17 protein-coding genes, 2 tRNA genes and 2 other RNA genes are annotated in these 16,897 nt (G+C 54.1%); 10 read left to right on the top strand and 11 right to left on the bottom strand.

Annotation, left to right across the window (positions count from 1 at the left end; translation table 11 throughout):
• Positions 1-2: 2 nt before the first annotated feature.
• From csgE to csgG, 3 genes are read left to right on the top strand one after another with little or no spacing between them, the layout of a single operon-like run.
• A complete protein-coding gene (gene csgE, locus ACQG0S_RS07980; RefSeq protein WP_003858052.1) occupies positions 3-392 on the top strand; it encodes a curli production assembly/transport protein CsgE in 390 nt (129 codons plus the stop codon).
• 26 nt (positions 393-418) lie between these two features.
• Positions 419-835 carry a curli production assembly/transport protein CsgF gene (gene csgF, locus ACQG0S_RS07975; protein WP_003858054.1) on the top strand — a complete coding sequence of 139 codons (417 nt, stop codon included), beginning with the start codon at positions 419-421 and terminating at the stop codon, positions 833-835.
• A gap of 26 nt (positions 836-861) precedes the next feature.
• Positions 862-1,695 (top strand): curli production assembly/transport protein CsgG, encoded by an 834-nt coding sequence (gene csgG, locus ACQG0S_RS07970; RefSeq protein ID WP_023299773.1) that lies wholly within the window; start codon positions 862-864, stop codon positions 1,693-1,695.
• Between the two features lie 43 nt (positions 1,696-1,738).
• On the opposite strand, the gene ACQG0S_RS07965 is transcribed toward csgG, so the two are convergent.
• The 4 genes from ACQG0S_RS07965 to ghrA all read right to left on the bottom strand — a co-directional run bounded on the left by ACQG0S_RS07965 (position 1,739) and on the right by ghrA (position 4,652).
• Positions 1,739-2,221, bottom strand: coding sequence for a DUF1097 domain-containing protein (locus ACQG0S_RS07965; protein WP_072200882.1), 483 nt, complete (start codon positions 2,219-2,221; stop codon positions 1,739-1,741).
• Positions 2,222-2,317: 96 nt separating this feature from the next.
• Positions 2,318-2,872, bottom strand: coding sequence for a TorD/DmsD family molecular chaperone (locus tag ACQG0S_RS07960; protein ID WP_048966098.1), 555 nt, complete (start codon positions 2,870-2,872; stop codon positions 2,318-2,320).
• A 19-nt stretch (positions 2,873-2,891) separates the two neighbouring features.
• Positions 2,892-3,629, bottom strand: coding sequence for a phosphatase (locus ACQG0S_RS07955; RefSeq protein ID WP_022647697.1), 738 nt, complete (start codon positions 3,627-3,629; stop codon positions 2,892-2,894).
• 84 nt (positions 3,630-3,713) lie between these two features.
• Positions 3,714-4,652 (bottom strand): glyoxylate/hydroxypyruvate reductase GhrA, encoded by a 939-nt coding sequence (gene ghrA / locus ACQG0S_RS07950; protein ID WP_048966099.1) that lies wholly within the window; start codon positions 4,650-4,652, stop codon positions 3,714-3,716.
• Between the two features lie 229 nt (positions 4,653-4,881).
• Between ghrA and ACQG0S_RS07945 the strand changes: the two genes are divergently transcribed.
• A tRNA-Ser gene (locus ACQG0S_RS07945) sits at positions 4,882-4,969 on the top strand.
• A gap of 44 nt (positions 4,970-5,013) precedes the next feature.
• Positions 5,014-5,150: non-coding RNA, RtT sRNA (locus ACQG0S_RS07940), on the top strand.
• 62 nt (positions 5,151-5,212) lie between these two features.
• On the opposite strand, the gene ACQG0S_RS07935 is transcribed toward ACQG0S_RS07940, so the two are convergent.
• Positions 5,213-6,118, bottom strand: coding sequence for a LysR family transcriptional regulator (locus ACQG0S_RS07935; RefSeq protein WP_023299771.1), 906 nt, complete (start codon positions 6,116-6,118; stop codon positions 5,213-5,215).
• 109 nt (positions 6,119-6,227) lie between these two features.
• Here ACQG0S_RS07935 and ACQG0S_RS07930 point away from each other — a divergent pair, with 109 nt between their 5' ends.
• The 4 genes from ACQG0S_RS07930 to ACQG0S_RS07915 all read left to right on the top strand — a co-directional run bounded on the left by ACQG0S_RS07930 (position 6,228) and on the right by ACQG0S_RS07915 (position 8,194).
• Entirely contained in the window at positions 6,228-7,088 is an 861-nt protein-coding gene (locus tag ACQG0S_RS07930) for a pirin family protein (protein WP_022647694.1), read from the top strand.
• 20 nt (positions 7,089-7,108) lie between these two features.
• Positions 7,109-7,786: an isochorismatase family protein gene (locus ACQG0S_RS07925; protein WP_003858068.1), complete on the top strand. Its 678-nt coding sequence runs from the start codon at positions 7,109-7,111 to the stop codon at positions 7,784-7,786.
• A gap of 137 nt (positions 7,787-7,923) precedes the next feature.
• Positions 7,924-8,011, top strand: a tRNA-Ser gene (locus ACQG0S_RS07920).
• Between the two features lie 45 nt (positions 8,012-8,056).
• Positions 8,057-8,194: non-coding RNA, RtT sRNA (locus tag ACQG0S_RS07915), on the top strand.
• A gap of 213 nt (positions 8,195-8,407) precedes the next feature.
• Here ACQG0S_RS07915 and ACQG0S_RS07910 read toward each other — a convergent pair.
• From ACQG0S_RS07910 to efeU, 5 genes are all read right to left on the bottom strand, one after another.
• A complete protein-coding gene (locus ACQG0S_RS07910; RefSeq protein ID WP_022647693.1) occupies positions 8,408-9,913 on the bottom strand; it encodes an alanine/glycine:cation symporter family protein in 1,506 nt (501 codons plus the stop codon).
• Positions 9,914-10,332: 419 nt separating this feature from the next.
• Complete coding sequence (gene phoH, locus ACQG0S_RS07905; protein WP_017384762.1) at positions 10,333-11,124, bottom strand: phosphate starvation-inducible protein PhoH; 792 nt, start codon at positions 11,122-11,124, stop codon at positions 10,333-10,335.
• Between the two features lie 499 nt (positions 11,125-11,623).
• Positions 11,624-12,907 carry an iron uptake transporter deferrochelatase/peroxidase subunit gene (gene efeB / locus ACQG0S_RS07900; RefSeq protein ID WP_063137566.1) on the bottom strand — a complete coding sequence of 428 codons (1,284 nt, stop codon included), beginning with the start codon at positions 12,905-12,907 and terminating at the stop codon, positions 11,624-11,626.
• Positions 12,908-12,910: 3 nt separating this feature from the next.
• The gene (gene efeO, locus ACQG0S_RS07895) at positions 12,911-14,038 is read right to left on the bottom strand and encodes an iron uptake system protein EfeO (RefSeq protein WP_022647690.1); all 1,128 of its coding nucleotides are present in this window, start codon (positions 14,036-14,038) and stop codon (positions 12,911-12,913) included.
• 41 nt (positions 14,039-14,079) lie between these two features.
• Positions 14,080-14,913, bottom strand: a complete 834-nt coding sequence (efeU, locus tag ACQG0S_RS07890) for an iron uptake transporter permease EfeU (protein ID WP_038415809.1) — start codon at positions 14,911-14,913, stop codon at positions 14,080-14,082.
• Positions 14,914-15,164: 251 nt separating this feature from the next.
• Here efeU and ACQG0S_RS07885 point away from each other — a divergent pair, with 251 nt between their 5' ends.
• Complete coding sequence (locus tag ACQG0S_RS07885; protein ID WP_045307918.1) at positions 15,165-16,349, top strand: NupC/NupG family nucleoside CNT transporter; 1,185 nt, start codon at positions 15,165-15,167, stop codon at positions 16,347-16,349.
• Between the two features lie 82 nt (positions 16,350-16,431).
• Here the strand turns inward: ACQG0S_RS07885 and ACQG0S_RS07880 are convergent, their stop codons facing one another.
• Complete coding sequence (locus ACQG0S_RS07880) at positions 16,432-16,851, bottom strand: DUF3574 domain-containing protein (protein WP_023305840.1); 420 nt, start codon at positions 16,849-16,851, stop codon at positions 16,432-16,434.
• Between the last annotated feature and the right edge of the window lie 46 nt (positions 16,852-16,897).

Below are 16,897 nucleotides of genomic sequence, written 5' to 3'. Positions count from 1 at the left end.
GCATGAAACGCACCCTAAGTTGGATTGCCGCCGCAGGCATTATGCTTGCTGCCGGAAACCTTCAGGCTGTTGAGGTGGAAGTTCCTGGACTGTTGACCGACCACACTGTCACCTCTGTCGGACACGATTTTTATCGTGCCTTCAGCGATAAGTGGGAAAGCGATTATCCGGGTAATTTAACCATCAACGAACGGCCCAGTGCGCGGTGGGGAAGCTGGATCACAATAACCGCTAATCAGGACGTTATTTACCAGACTTTTTTATTCCCAACGAAAAGAGACTTCGATCAGAACGTCGCTTTCGCACTGGCACAAACAGAAGAAGCTATTAACCGCCTACAGTTAGATAAAGCCCTTTTGAGCACAGGCGATTTAGCAAAAGATGAGTTCTAGCAACGACACCTATTTCGGAGGCTGTAATGCGTCTCGCACACACAGTGATTTCGTTAATGCTCATTGCGCCGTTGAGTTGGGCCGGAAATATGACATTCCAGTTCCGCAACCCTAATTTTGGCGGCAACCCGAATAACGGAGCCTTTATGCTTAACCAGGCGCAGGCTCAAAATTCCTATAAAGACCCCAGCTATGACGATGATTTCGGTATCGAGACCCCGTCAGCTCTGGATAATTTTACTCAGGCCATCCAGTCGCAAATATTAGGTGGCTTATTAACCAACATTAATACCGGAAAACCCGGCCGGATGGTCACTAATGACTTTATCGTCGATATTGCCAATAAAGACGGGCAGCTTCAGTTAAATGTGACAGACCGAAAAACCGGTAAGACGTCGACAATCCAGGTTTCCGGTTTGCAGACCAGTTCAACTGATTTCTAAACAACCCCGAAATAAGGACAATTATTATGCAGCGCTTTTTTATTTTAGTTGCAGTGTGCTTATTAAGCGGTTGTTTAACTGCCCCGCCAAAAGAAGCCGCTAAACCCACCCTAATGCCCCGTGCCCAGAGCTATCGGGATCTGACGCATCTGCCGGGCCCTACCGGGAAGATATTCGTCTCGGTCTATAACATTCAGGATGAGACGGGCCAGTTCAAACCGTATCCGGCCAGTAACTTCTCCACGGCCGTACCGCAGAGCGCCACCGCGATGCTGGTTACCGCCCTGAAAGATTCGCGCTGGTTTATCCCGCTGGAACGCCAGGGGCTGCAAAACCTGCTTAACGAACGAAAGATCATTCGTGCTGCACAGGAGAATGGTACCGTTGGCGTCAATAACCGCATGCCGCTACAGTCTCTCACCGCAGCCAATATCATGGTGGAAGGCTCGATTATCGGCTACGAAAGTAACGTGAAATCGGGCGGCGCGGGTGCCCGTTACTTTGGTATCGGGGCCGACACGCAGTATCAGCTGGATCAGATTGCCGTCAACCTGCGCGTGGTTAACGTGAGCACGGGTGAAATTTTATCCTCCGTGACCACCAGCAAAACGATTCTCTCATATGAAGTGCAGGCGGGGGTATTCCGCTTTATCGACTACCAGCGTTTGCTGGAGGCTGAAATTGGCTATACCTCTAACGAGCCGGTCATGCTGTGTCTGATGTCGGCCATCGAAACCGGGGTGATTTTCCTGATTAATGACGGCATCGATCGCGGCTTGTGGGATCTTCAGAATAAAAGTGACGTGAGTAATGCGGTGCTGGTGAAATACCGTGAGATGTCGGTTCCGCCGGAGTCATGATTGGCGGCGTATAAAAAGGCGAGATTTTCGTCTCGCCTTTTTTTTATTTACCTACCACAGGAACGTTCTGGCTCTTCTCGCGTCGGGCTGCAAGCCAGAGACCGCTGTTCTTCATAGCGTAGCCAAACAGTAATCCCAGCATGAGCGAAGGGACCACCAGCTTCCAGTCCCCCTGGCCTGCAAAGGTCGCGCAGGCACCCATGAACGTGCCGGGCACAAAGGACAACAGCAGATGTTTTGCCTGAACGCACATCAGGAAAGCCACAATACCAGTCATGACGTACCCCAGGATTTCCACATGCGGCGCCAGCGCGCTGCCCTTCATAATGATCAGCGCCCAGACCACGCCACTCAGTAACGTGCTGCCTGAAATAAAGAGCCCTTTAAAACCACCCTGCGGACAGGCGAAATAGGCCGTGCAGCCAAGAAAACCGGCCCAGCTCAACAAACCGAGAGATACCGCCACCCAACCCCAGAGGCCGGAGAGGATGCCAGTCGTGATTGCAATACAAAGTAATATGTTCATGGTGCGCATCTTAGCAGATGCGCACCCTAGAAATGAGATCAGAAGCACGTTACGTGCAAGTTGAAATGTATCGTTGCAGGATTTTAGTGATTTAAATCACTCTTCACTCTCTTCTTCCAGCTCATCCCACATGGCAGCGATAGCGTCACGCGTCAGCGGAGCCAGCGTTCTCCAGAACGGAGAGGTGGCGTGGGCTTCAACTTTACCCAGGAAGGTTCCGACCCACGGCAGCAGATACGTTTCGAACAGGGTTTCAATCGCCTCATTCTCATCATCACCTGCTTTATCTTCAATCCATGAGGCCGCCAGCAACAGGGTACCGATATGATCGGCAGGCATATCCGTCAGCGGCATGCCGCGTTCTGAAAGAAACGCCCGAACTTCCGCTTCGGTCGCACCTTCCTGCCAGGCAGAACGATACGGCGACACGCGACACTCTTCCCCCACGAACAGCGCGTTGTAATCCGTTGAAATCTGCTGCATATCGCAACTTTTTTGCAAGCGTTCCAGCAACTCATCCTGTTCCAGCGGCCAGTTCTGCGCCAGTTTACCTTCACGAATCAGGGTAAACAGCGGAACCAGCAGCGGATCCTGCGGCTGGCGGTAATATAAGGTGCCCAGCACGCGGCAAAGGATGGAAAACTCATTCATGTTTTTATTCCGTTATTAATTAAAGATCGGCAAATTCATCAATCGGCGCCATGCCGCGCGACTCAAGGAAGTCGAGCATACGACGCGGCGTGACGTTCAGGATCTGTTCTTCCGGGAAATTCACGTCCCGCAATATTTTCAGGCACTCGCTAAAATCACCCAGCGTGAAGGCCGTGTGTGAATCAGAGCCCAGCGCCACCATTCCGCCTGCGTCACGCACGGCCGCCGCAACGTCGCGGCAGTTGGCCTCACTGCCCTTACGCGAATGCACGAACGAGGAGTTGTTGATCTCCAGCGCCACGCGGTGCTTCGCTGCGGCCTGTGCCACGGCCTGAATATCGATCGGGTATTTCGGATTTCCCGGGTGGCTGATAATGTGCACATTGCCGCTGGCAATGGTGGCAATCATCGCCGCGGTGTTGGTCTCTTTATCCTGGGGCGCAAAGACCGGCTCGTGGAAGCCGGCGAGGATCAGATCTAACGAGGTCAGCATCGGGCCGGTGCAGTCAATTTCACCGTCGGTATTTTTGATGTTCGCTTCGATGCCTCGCAGTATCCCGATACCGTCAACCAGACGTGGCCAGATACGCATATTCACAAAATGCCAGTAGTGCGGCGCATCCGCCATATCCGGACCGTGATCGGTTATCGCAAACAGCTTGATGCCTTTCAGCTTCGCCTGAGCGATATAATCATGGAGGTTACTGTAAGCGTGAGTACTGGCGACGGTGTGCATATGCAGGTCAACGGGATACATCTTTCTCTCCTCTGCGGTTTTTCCAAAGGATAGCAGTTATCAGCGGCGAATATTAGCAAAAACCCGGCGAACGCCGGGTTTCTCTCAGTAGCCTCGCTGTCTGTCGACCTGTCCGGTCACCGCGTTGCCCTTCTCTATTTCGCTGATGGTATGCGAGATATACGCCACGGCCTCCGCCGGTCGCGTCACGGCCGCAATATGGGGCGTCATCGCCACGCGTGGATGTGCCCAAAGCGGGCTGTCTGTCGGCAGCGGTTCGCGGCTATACACATCCAGCATTGCGCCTTTCAGTTTACCGCTATCCAGCGCTTTCAGCAGATCGTCTTCCACAACGTGTACCCCGCGCGCCAGGTTCATTAAGTAGCTATCTTCTGCCAACTGGTTGAGGAGCGTGCCATTGATAATGCCGACCGTTTCCGCCGTATTCGGCAGCAGGTTAATGAGAACGCGTGTCCCTTTCAGGAACGCCGGGAGTTCGTCCGTTCCGGCAAAGCTCTCGACGCCCGGATAATCCTTACGGCTCCGGCTCCAGCAGCGCAGTGGGAAGCCCCACGGAGCGAGCGCTTCGGCGACTTTCGAACCCAGCACACCCGCCCCGAGGATGCCGATGGTGAAATCTTCACGCTGATAATCCGGGAGAGGTTCCCAGTGGGATTGCTGTTTAAACGCCTGATAATCGTCGAAGCGGCGGAACCAGTGCAGCACCTGGCTTACGGCGTATTCCTGCATCTGCTCCCCCATACCGGTATCTTCCAGACGAAACAGGGGAATATCTTCCGGCAGCATTTCAGGGTGAGCCTTCAGCTTACTGAGAATGGAGTCCACCCCCGCACCAAGAGCAAACACCGCCTTCAAACGGCGTCCCTGAAGCATTTCGACCGGGGGATGCCAGACCAGCGCGTAGTCGGCATGTTCATTATCGCCCTGTTTCCATTCGCGAACGCGTGCGCCAGGCAGTGCCGCCGTGAGCGCCTTAATCCAGTAAGCCGTATCAAAAGTGGGGTGATAGAAGATAATATCCATAGTCATTGCCTTTTAGTGCGCTGTTTTATTTTCATTTTCAACTGGCTTGTCAGCATAACAAATTTATCGCTAAACCGCGTTGCTGATAAAAGAGGCGCTTTTCGCACATTTCGAAATCAGGTTGCCTGAAGTTTGTCTAAACACGCTAAATTACTGAAAAAGTGGGTTGACGGCAGTACGGCTTTTCCTTACATTAGCGCCCGTCCCGACAACAACGGGATGACAATATGGTGAGGTGTCCGAGTGGCTGAAGGAGCACGCCTGGAAAGTGTGTATACGGCAACGTATCGGGGGTTCGAATCCCCCCCTCACCGCCATATTCAAGACGAGAGCTCGTACGAAAGTACGGGCTTTTTTCTTATATATTCTCCGCAAGGGGGGGATGAGAACCCCCGACCGGGGTTCGACAACTGGCGCAGCCAGTTGGACAGACTGTGAGCGTAGCGAACAGGCTGCCCGCAGGGCGAGCGAAGCGAGTCAATCCCCCCCTCACCCTAACCCTCTCCCCGGAGGGGAGAGGGGATAGTTAGGTGCTCGCATTCAGTTGCCCCCTGGAAACGTTACTCCTCCACCATCCGGGCATATTCTTCGGTGAGAAAATCCACCAGCGTCCTGACCGATGGCAGCAGGCCGCGCCGGGAAGGATACACCGCATGGATCACTTCCCGTCTGGGTTCCCAGGCATTCAGCACCCGAACAAGCTCACCTGAAGCCAGCTGATCCTTCACCATCAAAATGGGCAACTGTACCACGCCCACGCCCGCCATCGCTGCCTCCCGCAGCGCCAGCATATCGGTAGTCACCAGGCGCGGCGTGAAGTGAATGTCTGCTTTCGCCCCCTCCGGCCCGCTCAGCTCCCACTTATGCAGGTGTTTACCAGCGCCCATACTTAAACCCGGCCATTCGCTGAGCTCAGAAGGCATCGCCGGGTTGCCCATCCGTTCAATCAGTGTCGGCCCGGCAACCAGACAGTGACCCCTGTCCGCCAGCACCCTTAATACCAAATCGCTGTCATCAAACGGGCGCGGACGAACGCGGATCGCCACATCCACCCCCTCCCCCACCAGATCGACCCGGCGGTTGGTGGCTTCAAGCTGGAGGTTAATTCCCGGATAGCGCGCCATAAACCTCGCCAGCATGGGCCCCACGTGAACGTGCAGTAGGGTTACGGGGCAAGTGATCCTGACCATACCGCGCGGCTCAGCCTGTAAAGCAGCCACCGCCTCCTCCGCAGCTTCAGCCTCCACCAGCATGGCTTTACAGTGCTGATAGAACGTCTGCCCCACTTCAGTCACCGCAAACTGCCGCGTGGTACGTTGTATCAACCGAACACCCAGGCGTTCTTCCAGCTGCGCAATCCGACGGCTCAGTTTCGACTTTGGCTGATCGAGCGCCCGCCCCGCCGCCGCAAAGCCGCCATGCTCCACCACCTTCACAAACCATACGAAATCATTGAGATCCTGCATACGCCCCCATTGTTCTATTTAAGGAACAGTGAATGTCATTTTTGCTATCTACCGGGATATTAACCCTGAATATAAGCTATTTACATCAACAGGACATCAGGAGTTAATCATGAAAAACGTAACAGGCGTGTATACCGCACCTCGTCCGCACTGGGTCGGTGATGGTTTTCCGGTTCGTTCGATGTTTTCTTACCAGACGCACGGCGAACCGCTGAGCCCGTTCCTGCTGCTTGACTACGCCGGACCACATACCTTCCCGGCGGATGGCGCAAAACGCGGCGTGGGCGAGCATCCTCATCGCGGTTTTGAAACGGTGACCATCGTCTACTCAGGCGAAGTTGAGCACCGTGATTCCACCGGCAGAGGCGGCGTTATTGGTCCAGGCGATGTGCAGTGGATGACGGCAGGCGCAGGCATTTTGCACGAGGAGTTCCACTCCAGCGCGTTCTCGCAGAAAGGCGGTGAACTGAAAATGATGCAGCTGTGGGTCAACCTGCCCGCCAAAGACAAAATGGCGACGCCTGGCTACCAGAGCATCACTCAGGCGGATATCCCGGTGGTCACCCTGCCGGATAACAGCGGAACAATGCGCGTGATTGCTGGCCGCTTTGGAGAGGTAACCGGCCCGGCGCATACCTTCTCACCGCTTAACGTATGGGATCTCGCGCTGCACCAGGGCAGCCACCTGACGCTCAATCAGCCCGAAGGCTGGAGCACGGCGCTGGTTGTTGTTGAGGGCAGCGTGACAGTGAACGGCACCACGCCTGCGGGTGAGGCGCAGCTGGTCGTGCTGAGTCAGAGCGGCGACAAGCTGCATCTCGAAGCCAGCAGCGATGCCAAAGTGTTGCTGATGGCCGGGGAGCCACTGAATGAACCCATCGTGGGCTATGGCCCGTTTGTGATGAACAGTAAAACTGAAATCGCCGAAGCTATTCGCGATTTCAACTCCGGCCGCTTTGGCCAAATCTAAACGTAATAAAGGAGCGCATTATGTCTACCCCTGCAAACTTCAACGGTGCACGTCCCGTTATTGACGTCAATGATGCCGTTATGCTGCTTATCGATCACCAGAGCGGATTGTTCCAGACTGTTGGAGACATGCCAATGCCTGAGCTGCGCGCTCGTGCAGCAGCGCTGGCAAAGATCGCCTCGCTGGCGAAGATCCCGGTGATCACCACGGCGTCGGTTCCACAGGGACCGAACGGCCCGCTTATCCCGGAGATCCACGCCAATGCGCCGCACGCACAGTATGTGGCACGCAAGGGTGAGATCAACGCCTGGGATAATCCGGAGTTCGTGGCGGCGGTGAAAGCCACCGGACGCAAAACGCTGATTATCGCGGGGACGATTACCAGCGTTTGCATGGCCTTCCCGTCCATCAGCGCGGTGGCGGACGGATATAAAGTGTTTGCAGTGATTGATGCCTCCGGCACCTACAGCAAAATGGCGCAAGAGATCACCCTGGCGCGCGTGGTGCAGGCAGGCGTGGTACCGATGGACACAGCGGCAGTGGCCTCAGAGATCCAGCGCACGTGGAACCGTGAAGATGCGGGAGAATGGGCAGAGGTGTACACACACATCTTCCCTGCCTACCAGCTGCTGATCGAAAGTTACAGCAAAGCGCAGGACGTCGTGAAAAACAGCGAAGTGCTCGATTCGCAGCGTTGATCCTGCGCGGTGCGCCATAAGCTGATTAAGGCTTAACCGAACAGGCACGAATGCAGAAAATCTGCTTGACCGCTTTCGCGCAACTCCCTATAGTAGCGCCCCGTTGCCCCCCAAGCGGTCAGGCAGCAAAACAATATGGTGAGGTGTCCGAGTGGCTGAAGGAGCACGCCTGGAAAGTGTGTATACGGCAACGTATCGGGGGTTCGAATCCCCCCCTCACCGCCATATTTAAGATGAGAGCTCGTACGAAAGTACGGGCTTTTTTCTTTTATATTCTCCGAAAAGGGGGGGATGAGAACCCCCGACTGGGGTTCGACAACTGGCGGCAGCCAGTTGGACAGACTGAGAGCATAGCGAACAGGCTGCCCGCAGGGCGAGCGAAGCGAGTCAATCCCCCCCTCACCGCCATATTTTAAGAAGAGCTCGCATGAAAATGCGGGCTTTTTTTTCGCATGTTGCACGTCTGCGGGGGGATGAGAACCCCCGACCGGGGTTCGACAACTGGCGCAGCCAGTTGGACAGACTGAGAGCGAAGCGAGTCAATCCCCGCCGGTGCGGGTGATACCGCCTCACCCATAAAAAAAGCCCGCGCATAAGCACGGGCCCGTTTTAAACTATTCCTCAGTTATTCAACTTCCCCGCCGGCTGCTTTCCTTCAGGAGAAGAAACCTGCCCCGGCAATCCCCCCTCTTCATCTCTGCGCTCCCCCAGCCAGTAATCCGCATTTTTAATCCCAAGCCGAACCGGATCAAACTGTGGATCAATTCCCTGCGCATTCTGGGTTTCATAATCCTTCAGGCTGGCAAAGGCTTTTTTATGCAAGAGGACAATGGCAATAATGTTGAGCCAGGCCATCAGCCCTACCCCGATATCCCCTAATCCCCATGCCAGATCCGCGGTGCGGATTGTGCCATATACCGTGGAAGCCATCAGACATAATTTAAGCAGGAATGTCAGCCACGGACGGTGAATTTTACGGTTGATGTAGGCGATATTGGTTTCAGCGATATAGTAATAGGCAATGATGGTGGTGAAGGCAAAGAAGAATAGCGCGATGGCGACAAAGTAATTACCAAAGCCCGGCATCATACTTTCCATCGCTGTCTGCACATAGCCAGGACCGGCCGCCACGCCTGCAATACCGGTATAAAGGGCTGCGCCGTCGACGCCCTGAACATTATAAAGCCCGGTGATCAACAGCATAAACCCGGTCGCGGAGCAGACAAACAGCGTGTCGATATATACGGAGAACGCCTGAACCAGCCCTTGTTTCACCGGATGACTTACGGCTGCTGCCGAGGATGCATGTGGCCCGGTGCCCTGCGCCGCCTCGTTGGAATAGACGCCGCGTTTAACGCCCCACATGATAGCCTGGCCCAGAATAGCGCCAAATCCCGCTTCAAGGCCAAAAGCACTTTTCCAGATCAGCAGGATAACAGCAGGCAGTTTTTCAATATTGATCGCGATAATAACGCAGGCAACAATAATATAGCCGAGCGCCATAAACGGAACGACCATACTGCTAAAGCTGGCGATCCTTTTTACACCACCGAAAATAATGAAGCTTAACAGTACAGCCAGTATTGCCGCCGTAACGTTTGGGTTAAGACCGAAGGCAATATCCAGGCTGGCGGCAATTGAGTTTGCCTGTACGCCCGGAAGTAATAAACCGCAGGAGAAAATGGTCACAATAGCAAATAACCATGCGTACCACTTCACCCCCAACCCTTTTTCAATATAAAAGGCAGGTCCCCCACGATATTCGCCGTTAATTTTTTCTTTATAAACCTGACCTAACGTGGATTCAACAAAAGCAGAGCTGGCGCCTAAAAATGCCACTACCCACATCCAGAAAAGCGCACCGGGGCCACCAAAGGTAATGGCGGTCGCCACACCGGCGATATTCCCTGTCCCTACGCGGCCCGCCAGCGTCATCGTCAACGCCTGAAACGATGATACGCCGGCATCGGTAGCCCCGCCCTGAAACATCAGGGTAATCATATGTTTTATATGACGTAATTGCAGAAAACGACTACGCAGTGAGAAATAGAGACCGACACCCAGACATAAAAATATTAACGCAGGGCTCCAGATAACACCATTAATTGCACTAACCAGTTCGTTCATGTATGACCCTCAGCGTGATGTTCCAGAGGAAACGATCCCCTGGTGTGTTTCTTCTTAGAATTTAATTTGAACAAGTACGAAACATAGATAATTACCCAAAAGACACCAACTTAATTTTTACTGCTTAGTCATATTCTGTGACAACATTCACGTTTAATTTTCACCTAACAATTAGCGCGATAATTATATTCACAGGTATTTTGTGGGTATTGTAAATACATATCACATTTTTGCGATCTGTATAAAAAGCGTTCGCAGCAAATTAACAGTAATATTATTATTACCGCAAAACGGTGCGTAAATCCCGTTGAATGCTATAGGAAATAAATATGATTAAAAAAAAGCCATGCGAACAGAGGGAATAAAAGAAGCTTCCCGGCATGACGCCGGGAAGAAATGACTTAAAATGTGAAATGATCTTAGTCGGAGTACACTTCCAGCGTTCGTTGACACAGCGCTGAGCGGACGCAGTCCTCTTTTGTGAAGCGGACCACCCCTATCATCTCATCTTCCTCAAAACGTGACATGGCATCGCTCAGGCCAGACTTCACGCCCGACGGCAGGTCACACTGGGTAATATCGCCGTTGACGATAACCGTCACGTTCTCCCCGAGGCGCGTTAAAAACATCTTCATTTGCGCAGCGGTCACGTTCTGAGCCTCGTCAAGAATAACGACCGCATTTTCAAATGTACGTCCGCGCATATAGGCGAACGGCGCGATTTCCACCTTGCCAATCTCTGGTCGCAGGCAGTACTGCATAAAGGAAGCGCCCAACCGCTTCACCAGCACGTCATAGACGGGCCTGAAGTACGGGGCAAACTTCTCAGAAATATCGCCAGGCAGGAAGCCCAGATCTTCATCCGCTTGCAGTACCGGACGGGTAACGATGATCCTTTCCACGTCCTTATGAATCAGCGCCTCCGCCGCTTTGGCGGCACTGATCCAGGTTTTCCCGCATCCGGCTTCCCCGGTTGCAAAGATGAGCTGTTTACTCTCGATAGCATTCAGGTAGTGCGCCTGAGCTTCATTCCGCGCCACTATTGGCGATGCATCGCGGCTGTCCCGCGCCATGCCAATGGATTCTACGCCGCTCATCTGCACAAGCGAGGTGACCGATTCTTCTTCACGCTGTTTATGGCTACGTGAATCCCGTCTCAGCACACGTTTTGCTTCGCGACGAGCTTTGATCACTGCTTTCTGTCTTCCCATGGATAGCACCTTGAGTTGTTGGTATTCATCACACGCGCCAGCATCGGCACGATTATGCGCACGAACATCAGAGGGTTGGCTTCCTTGTAAGCCATTGCTTGCATTACCGGATGACGATACAGAACGGCTACGCGCACCGTTATGCACGTCGGTAGAAATCGTATTTAGAGGTGGAGGGGAGAATTTTGTGGTGAGGAAATCGCTGCCGGAGTCTGAGCCTCCGCGCCGGGTGCTGCGGTTGATGTGTTTACCTTGTCCAGTACAGGACGCAACCATTCGCGATCTCCATAGTGAGTCAATATCACTGCCGGGAACTACCGCTGTCTTATCTTAAGTACATCAGGAATTATCATAAATGCAACATTTATTTTACCTAGATGCAACCTTTAAGACTGCTCCTGCAGCGGAATCAGTCTCATATATGAATATTACAGAAATATAACAACAAGATAGTCATATGGAAAAATAATGTCCCCGCGAACTGTCGCAGGGACGATTATCAGGCTTCTATCAGACCCTGAGCGAGCCAGGTCTTCGCGTCACGCGCGCCGGGCAGGGCAAAGAAATAGCCGCCGCCGATGGGCTTGATGTACTCCTCCAGCGCTTCGCCGTTGAGCCGCTTCTGCACGGTGAGGAACCCTTTCTCCAGATCGTGCTGATAGCAGACAAACAGCAGTCCCATATCAAGCTGACCGGAATTGGTCACCCCCAACGAGTAGCTGTAGCCCCTGCGCATCATCAGGCTGGACTGGGTCTCTTTGGTGCGAGGATTGGCGAGACGAATATGGCTGTCCAGCGCGATGACATCTCCGTTCGGGTCGTGGGCGTAGTCGGGTTCATCGTGCTCGTGCTTCATGCCGAGCGGTGCGCCGGTTTGCTTATCGCGGCCGAAGATCGTCTGCTGCTCTTTCAGCGGCGTGCGGTCCCAGAACTCCACGTGGAACTGAATGATACGCACCGCCTGATAGCTGCCACCCACCGCCCAGGCCGGTTCGCCCTGATCCGCCGTCACCCAGACCACGTTTTTCATCAACACGGTATTGCTGCTGTCCGGGTTGGCGGTACCGTCTTTGAAGCCCAGCAGGTTGACCGGCGTCTCTTTCCCTTTACTGCGCGCGGCGTGGTCAGAGATAAAACCTTCCCGCTTCCAGCGCACGCTGAGCAGATCCGGGGTGTGCTTGATGATATCGCGCAGGGCGTGGATCACCGTATCCTGGGTATTGGCGCAGATCTGCAACAGCAGATCGCCGTGGCACAACGCCGCGTCGAGAGAGTCATTCGGGAATCGCGTCATTTTTTGCAGCGCTTTCGGCTTCTGCTTCGCCAGACCGTAGCGATCATCAAACAGCGATTCCCCCACCGACACGGTGATGGTCAGATTATCGGGAGCGATAAACGCCCCGAGGATCCCGGAATCCATCGGCGGCAGGCGCGGATTCGGTGTTTCCGGTGCCGGACCGCCCGCCGTAAGGAAGGCAATGCGCGTGGTCAACAGCCTGAACAGACGCTCAAGGTCAGCCTTATCACTCGCCAGCGAATCGAAAGCCACCAGCATCATCGAGGCCTGCTGCGGCGTCAGGATTCCTGCCTGGTGCTCACCATAAAACGGCTGCGTTTCCATACGCGCATCCGGGGAGAGCGTGCCGGGGGCACTTTGCGGTTTTGCCGCATGCGCCACCGGACAGCCGCCCGCCAGGGCAAACGCGCCGCCCAGCGCCCCTACCCCTTTTAACAACCGACGTCGGGAAGGTTCCGCCACGTCGTACTCATCATGCTTGTTCATCGCTTAGTCCAGACCCAGAACGCCACGCAGCAGGGAGAGATCTTCCGCCAGCGTCGTAATCGGGCCTTTCAGCGCGTTACGGTCAGCATCGGTCAGCTTGTCGTAGGTTTCGAACCCGTCTTTGGTACGGTATTTCGCCAGGATGGCGTCAACTTTCTTAAAGTTGGCATCCACTTTCGCCAGCAGTTCGCCGTTCTCTTTTTGCAGCTGGGGCCGCAGCAGATCGACAATTTTTTGTGCGCCGTCGACGTTTGCCTGGAAGTCCCACAGGTCGGTGTGGCTGTAGCGATCTTCTTCGCCGCTGATTTTGCTCGCGGCCACTTCTTCAATCAGACCCGCAGCACCACCCACCACTTTCGACGGCGGGAAGGCCAGCTCGCTGATGCGTTTTTGCAGCTCCAGCACGTCGCTGTTGAGCTGATCGGCGTATTTCTCCATCCCTTTGGTGGAGCTATCGCCAAACAGGGCTTTTTCCAGGCGGTGGAAGCCGGTGAATTTCGGATCGGCGGCCTTCTGCTCGTAGTCATCTTCGCGGGCGTCAATGCTGCCATCGAGGTCAGAGAACAGCTCGGCAATCGGCTCGATGCGCTCGTAGTGCTGACGTGTAGGCGCATACAGGGATTTCGCTTTTTCGATATCGCCCGCTTTCACCGCGTCGGTAAAGGCTTTGGTGCCTGCCACCAGGTCAGCCGTCTCTTTGGTGACGTAGGCTTTATAGGCGGTAATGGCGTCGCCGAGGCTCAGCAGCGCGGTGCCTTTGGCCGCGTCCGCCGTCGCTGCGCCTTTGACGATCAGCTTACCTTTCGGGTTAGTCAGCAGGCCGCAGGTCATGTCATATTCCCCCGGCTGAAGATTAGCGGTCATTTTCTGGCTGAAGCCAGGCGCGATATTTTCACGCTCTTCTACCACCATCACGCCTTTCAGGATCTCCCACTCCAGCGCTTTCTGGCTGTGGTTCTGAATAATAAACTGGGTTTTACCGCTGTTAACCGTGATGGTCATCGGCTCGCACTGTTTATCGTTGACGGTGACTTTTACCTGCGGAATATCTGCTGCCTGAGCGGCGAAGGCAGACGCGAACAGCGCTGCCACACCAACCTGTAACGCGCTACGACGGAATTGAATAGCCATGTCTCTTCCCTTTAAAGTATGTTGTAACTAAACAAAGCGCTTCACGGCGCAGTACGCGACGGCTGAGCGCTGGGGCGCGATGGCATGAAGAACAGCACCAGCGCCGGAATAAGATAGATAAAGTACATCGCCACCTCGCTGACGCTCGGCGTTTCCTGATAGCCGAAGATACCTTCAAGGAGCGTGCCGGTCAGTGAGTGGGTGGAGAGAACGTTACTAAGATCAAACGCCACGTCCTGGAAGTGGTTCCACAGGCCCGCTTCGTGGAAGGCGCGGATCGCCCCTGCCGCCAGTCCCGCGGCCACCAGCAGAATAAACAGGCTGGTCCACTTGAAGAACGCGCCCAGGTTAAGACGAATGCCGCCCCAGTAGAGCAGGAAGCCAAGCACAACCGCCGTGGCCAGCCCGAGCATCGCGCCCAGCGGCGGCCAGATGCCCACGTCCTGCTGAAAAGCCGCGAGCAGGAAGAACACTGACTCCAGGCCTTCACGCGCCACGGCGAAAAAAACCATCATGATCAGCGCCCAGCCGTGGTGGTTGCCTTTTTGCAGGGCGTTATCCACCGCCTGCTCAAGCTGTACCTTCACGTTACGGGAAACTTTGCGCATCCAGAACACCATCCAGGTGAGGATCACCACCGCTATTACGGCAACAATGCCTTCAAACAGCTCCTGCTCTTTCTGCGGAAATTCACCGGTGGTTTCGTTGATAAGAATACCCAGCCCCAGGCAGAGCGCCGCGGCAAGGAAAACGCCAACCCACATCACGCCAATCCAGCGTCCGCGCTGGGTACGCTTCAGATAACTGGCGATAAGGCTAACAATCAGGGCCGCTTCAAGGCCTTCACGTAACATAATGAGAAAAGGAACAAACATGCAGACACCTTAAATGTTTATCGCGGTCAACTGATGCAAAGAAAGGTAAATTCTTGTGATAGTGATTATCATTACGGCAACAAGAAAAACAAGCGAAATATGTGGAGTTTTGATGACCAGATGTAAACGCATTGCGGAGTAATAATTGCCTGAGTAACCGTTACGTTTATAAGGTATAACGAAAATGCCCATTTACGGTTAACCGGGGCTGTGGCTAAATGTCCACCTCGAAAACCAACTGAAAATAAACCATGTTTAAAATTGTTCATTTCCTGCTGGCGCTGGTGATTATTCTTGCGCTCGCCTGGCTGGTGAGTTTCGACCGCCGAAAAATTCGCATTCGTTTCGTTTTACAGCTGATCGTGATTGAAATCGCGCTGGCATTCTTTTTTCTGCATGCAGAAAGCGGCCTGTTCATTATTAAACATGTCTCCGGTTTCTTTGAATCACTGCTTAAATTCGCTGCCGAAGGGACGAATTTTGTCTTTGGCGGGATGGGTGAAAAAGGGCTGGCGTTCATTTTCCTTGGCGTGCTCTGCCCCATTATTTTTATCTCGGCGCTGATTGGTATTCTGCAGCACTGGCGTATTCTGCCGATCTTTATTCGGGTTATCGGGACGCTGCTGTCAAAACTGAACGGCATGGGCAAGCTGGAATCCTTTAACGCGGTGAGCTCACTGATACTCGGTCAGTCTGAAAACTTCATTGCCTACAAGGGCGTGTTGGGCGATCTCTCCTCACGCCGCCTGTTTACGATGGCTGCAACGGCGATGTCGACGGTTTCGCTGTCGATTGTCGGTGCCTATATGACCATGCTCGACGCCAGATTTGTCGTCGCGGCACTGATCCTGAACATGTTCAGCACCTTTATTATCCTTTCGGTCATTAACCCGGCCCGCCCGGAAGCCGAATCCGATATCAAACTGGAAAAGCTGCATGAATCCCAGAGCTTCTTTGAAATGCTGGGCGAATATATTCTGGCCGGTTTTAAGGTGGCGATGATTATTCTGGCGATGCTGATTGGCTTTATCGCCCTTATTAGCGCCGTTAATGCCCTCTTCTCCAGCGTATTTGGCCTGAGCTTCCAGCAGATTCTGGGTTACGTGTTTTATCCGCTGGCGTGGCTTATTGGTATTCCGCTGAGCGATGCCTTAAGCGCGGGCAGTATTATGGCAACCAAACTGGTGGCGAATGAATTTGTGGCGATGATCGAGCTGCAAAAAATAGCCCACCAAATGTCACCGCGCGGACTGGGGATTTTGTCAGTGTTCCTGGTGTCGTTCGCTAACTTTGCCTCCATTGGTATTGTGGCGGGGGCAATAAAAGGCCTGAACGAGCAACAGGGTAATGTGGTGTCGCGGTTTGGTTTACGCCTGGTGTACGGGGCAACGCTGGTGAGTTTGCTGTCGGCGAGCTTTGCGGGGTTGGTGTTGTAAGTTTTGTGCGGTTAATGCCCGGCGGCGCTTCGCTTACACGGGCCTACGATACAACAACGGCGGGATTTCCCGCCGTTTTTTATTAAAACTGTACGCACACCGGCTGGTCGACCCGCATCACCGACTCCTGTGCGAAGCGGGATTTATAAATGCCGCGTAAAGCCTCGATGTTTTTCTCGCTCTGCGCGTCTTTGCCGTGGATCAGCATCAGCGCCTTGCTCGGCTCGCGCGCCACCTTGCCGTCGTTACCCAGCCACTGACCGCGGGCATCAAATACCGTTAAGCCATCGCGAAAGCGCGGCGTCACGTCCTGGTCGACAAACTGCTGCCATTCGTTGCCTGTAATTTGCGCCCCGGCAGGACGGTTTAAGCCGAAATAGAGCGTGGTTTGCTGCATCTGATTTTCTGCTTTGCAGGTTTCCACCGCCGCATGCTGCGCGGGTGCGTTACAGCCCGCCAGCATCACGAATGCTGCCACCATTAGCCCTGTTTTAATTCTCATTGATGAAGACTCACATAGGTGAAAGGACTATCCCCTCTCCCCACCG

It is taken from the genome of Enterobacter cloacae complex sp. 418I7, from assembly GCF_050030705.1.
Classification (GTDB): Bacteria; Pseudomonadota; Gammaproteobacteria; order Enterobacterales; family Enterobacteriaceae; genus Enterobacter; species Enterobacter intestinihominis.
Note: the sequence above shows the minus strand (reverse complement) of the source record. Positions and strands in the feature narration are given on the sequence as shown.

Bases quoted from the DNA above. Each gene is read 5' to 3' on its own strand.
- csgE (WP_003858052.1), top strand. From the start codon at position 3: ATGAAACGCACCCTAAGTTGGATTGCCGCCGCAGGCATTATGCTTGCT.
- csgF (WP_003858054.1), top strand. From the start codon at position 419: ATGCGTCTCGCACACACAGTGATTTCGTTAATGCTCATTGCGCCGTTG.
- csgG (WP_023299773.1), top strand. From the start codon at position 862: ATGCAGCGCTTTTTTATTTTAGTTGCAGTGTGCTTATTAAGCGGTTGT.
- ACQG0S_RS07965 (WP_072200882.1), bottom strand. From the start codon at position 2,221: ATGAACATATTACTTTGTATTGCAATCACGACTGGCATCCTCTCCGGC.
- ACQG0S_RS07960 (WP_048966098.1), bottom strand. From the start codon at position 2,872: ATGAATGAGTTTTCCATCCTTTGCCGCGTGCTGGGCACCTTATATTAC.
- ACQG0S_RS07955 (WP_022647697.1), bottom strand. From the start codon at position 3,629: ATGTATCCCGTTGACCTGCATATGCACACCGTCGCCAGTACTCACGCT.
- ghrA (WP_048966099.1), bottom strand. From the start codon at position 4,652: ATGGATATTATCTTCTATCACCCCACTTTTGATACGGCTTACTGGATT.
- ACQG0S_RS07935 (WP_023299771.1), bottom strand. From the start codon at position 6,118: ATGCAGGATCTCAATGATTTCGTATGGTTTGTGAAGGTGGTGGAGCAT.
- ACQG0S_RS07930 (WP_022647694.1), top strand. From the start codon at position 6,228: ATGAAAAACGTAACAGGCGTGTATACCGCACCTCGTCCGCACTGGGTC.
- ACQG0S_RS07925 (WP_003858068.1), top strand. From the start codon at position 7,109: ATGTCTACCCCTGCAAACTTCAACGGTGCACGTCCCGTTATTGACGTC.
- ACQG0S_RS07910 (WP_022647693.1), bottom strand. From the start codon at position 9,913: ATGAACGAACTGGTTAGTGCAATTAATGGTGTTATCTGGAGCCCTGCG.
- phoH (WP_017384762.1), bottom strand. From the start codon at position 11,124: ATGGGAAGACAGAAAGCAGTGATCAAAGCTCGTCGCGAAGCAAAACGT.
- efeB (WP_063137566.1), bottom strand. From the start codon at position 12,907: ATGAACAAGCATGATGAGTACGACGTGGCGGAACCTTCCCGACGTCGG.
- efeO (WP_022647690.1), bottom strand. From the start codon at position 14,038: ATGGCTATTCAATTCCGTCGTAGCGCGTTACAGGTTGGTGTGGCAGCG.
- efeU (WP_038415809.1), bottom strand. From the start codon at position 14,913: ATGTTTGTTCCTTTTCTCATTATGTTACGTGAAGGCCTTGAAGCGGCC.
- ACQG0S_RS07885 (WP_045307918.1), top strand. From the start codon at position 15,165: ATGTTTAAAATTGTTCATTTCCTGCTGGCGCTGGTGATTATTCTTGCG.
- ACQG0S_RS07880 (WP_023305840.1), bottom strand. From the start codon at position 16,851: ATGAGAATTAAAACAGGGCTAATGGTGGCAGCATTCGTGATGCTGGCG.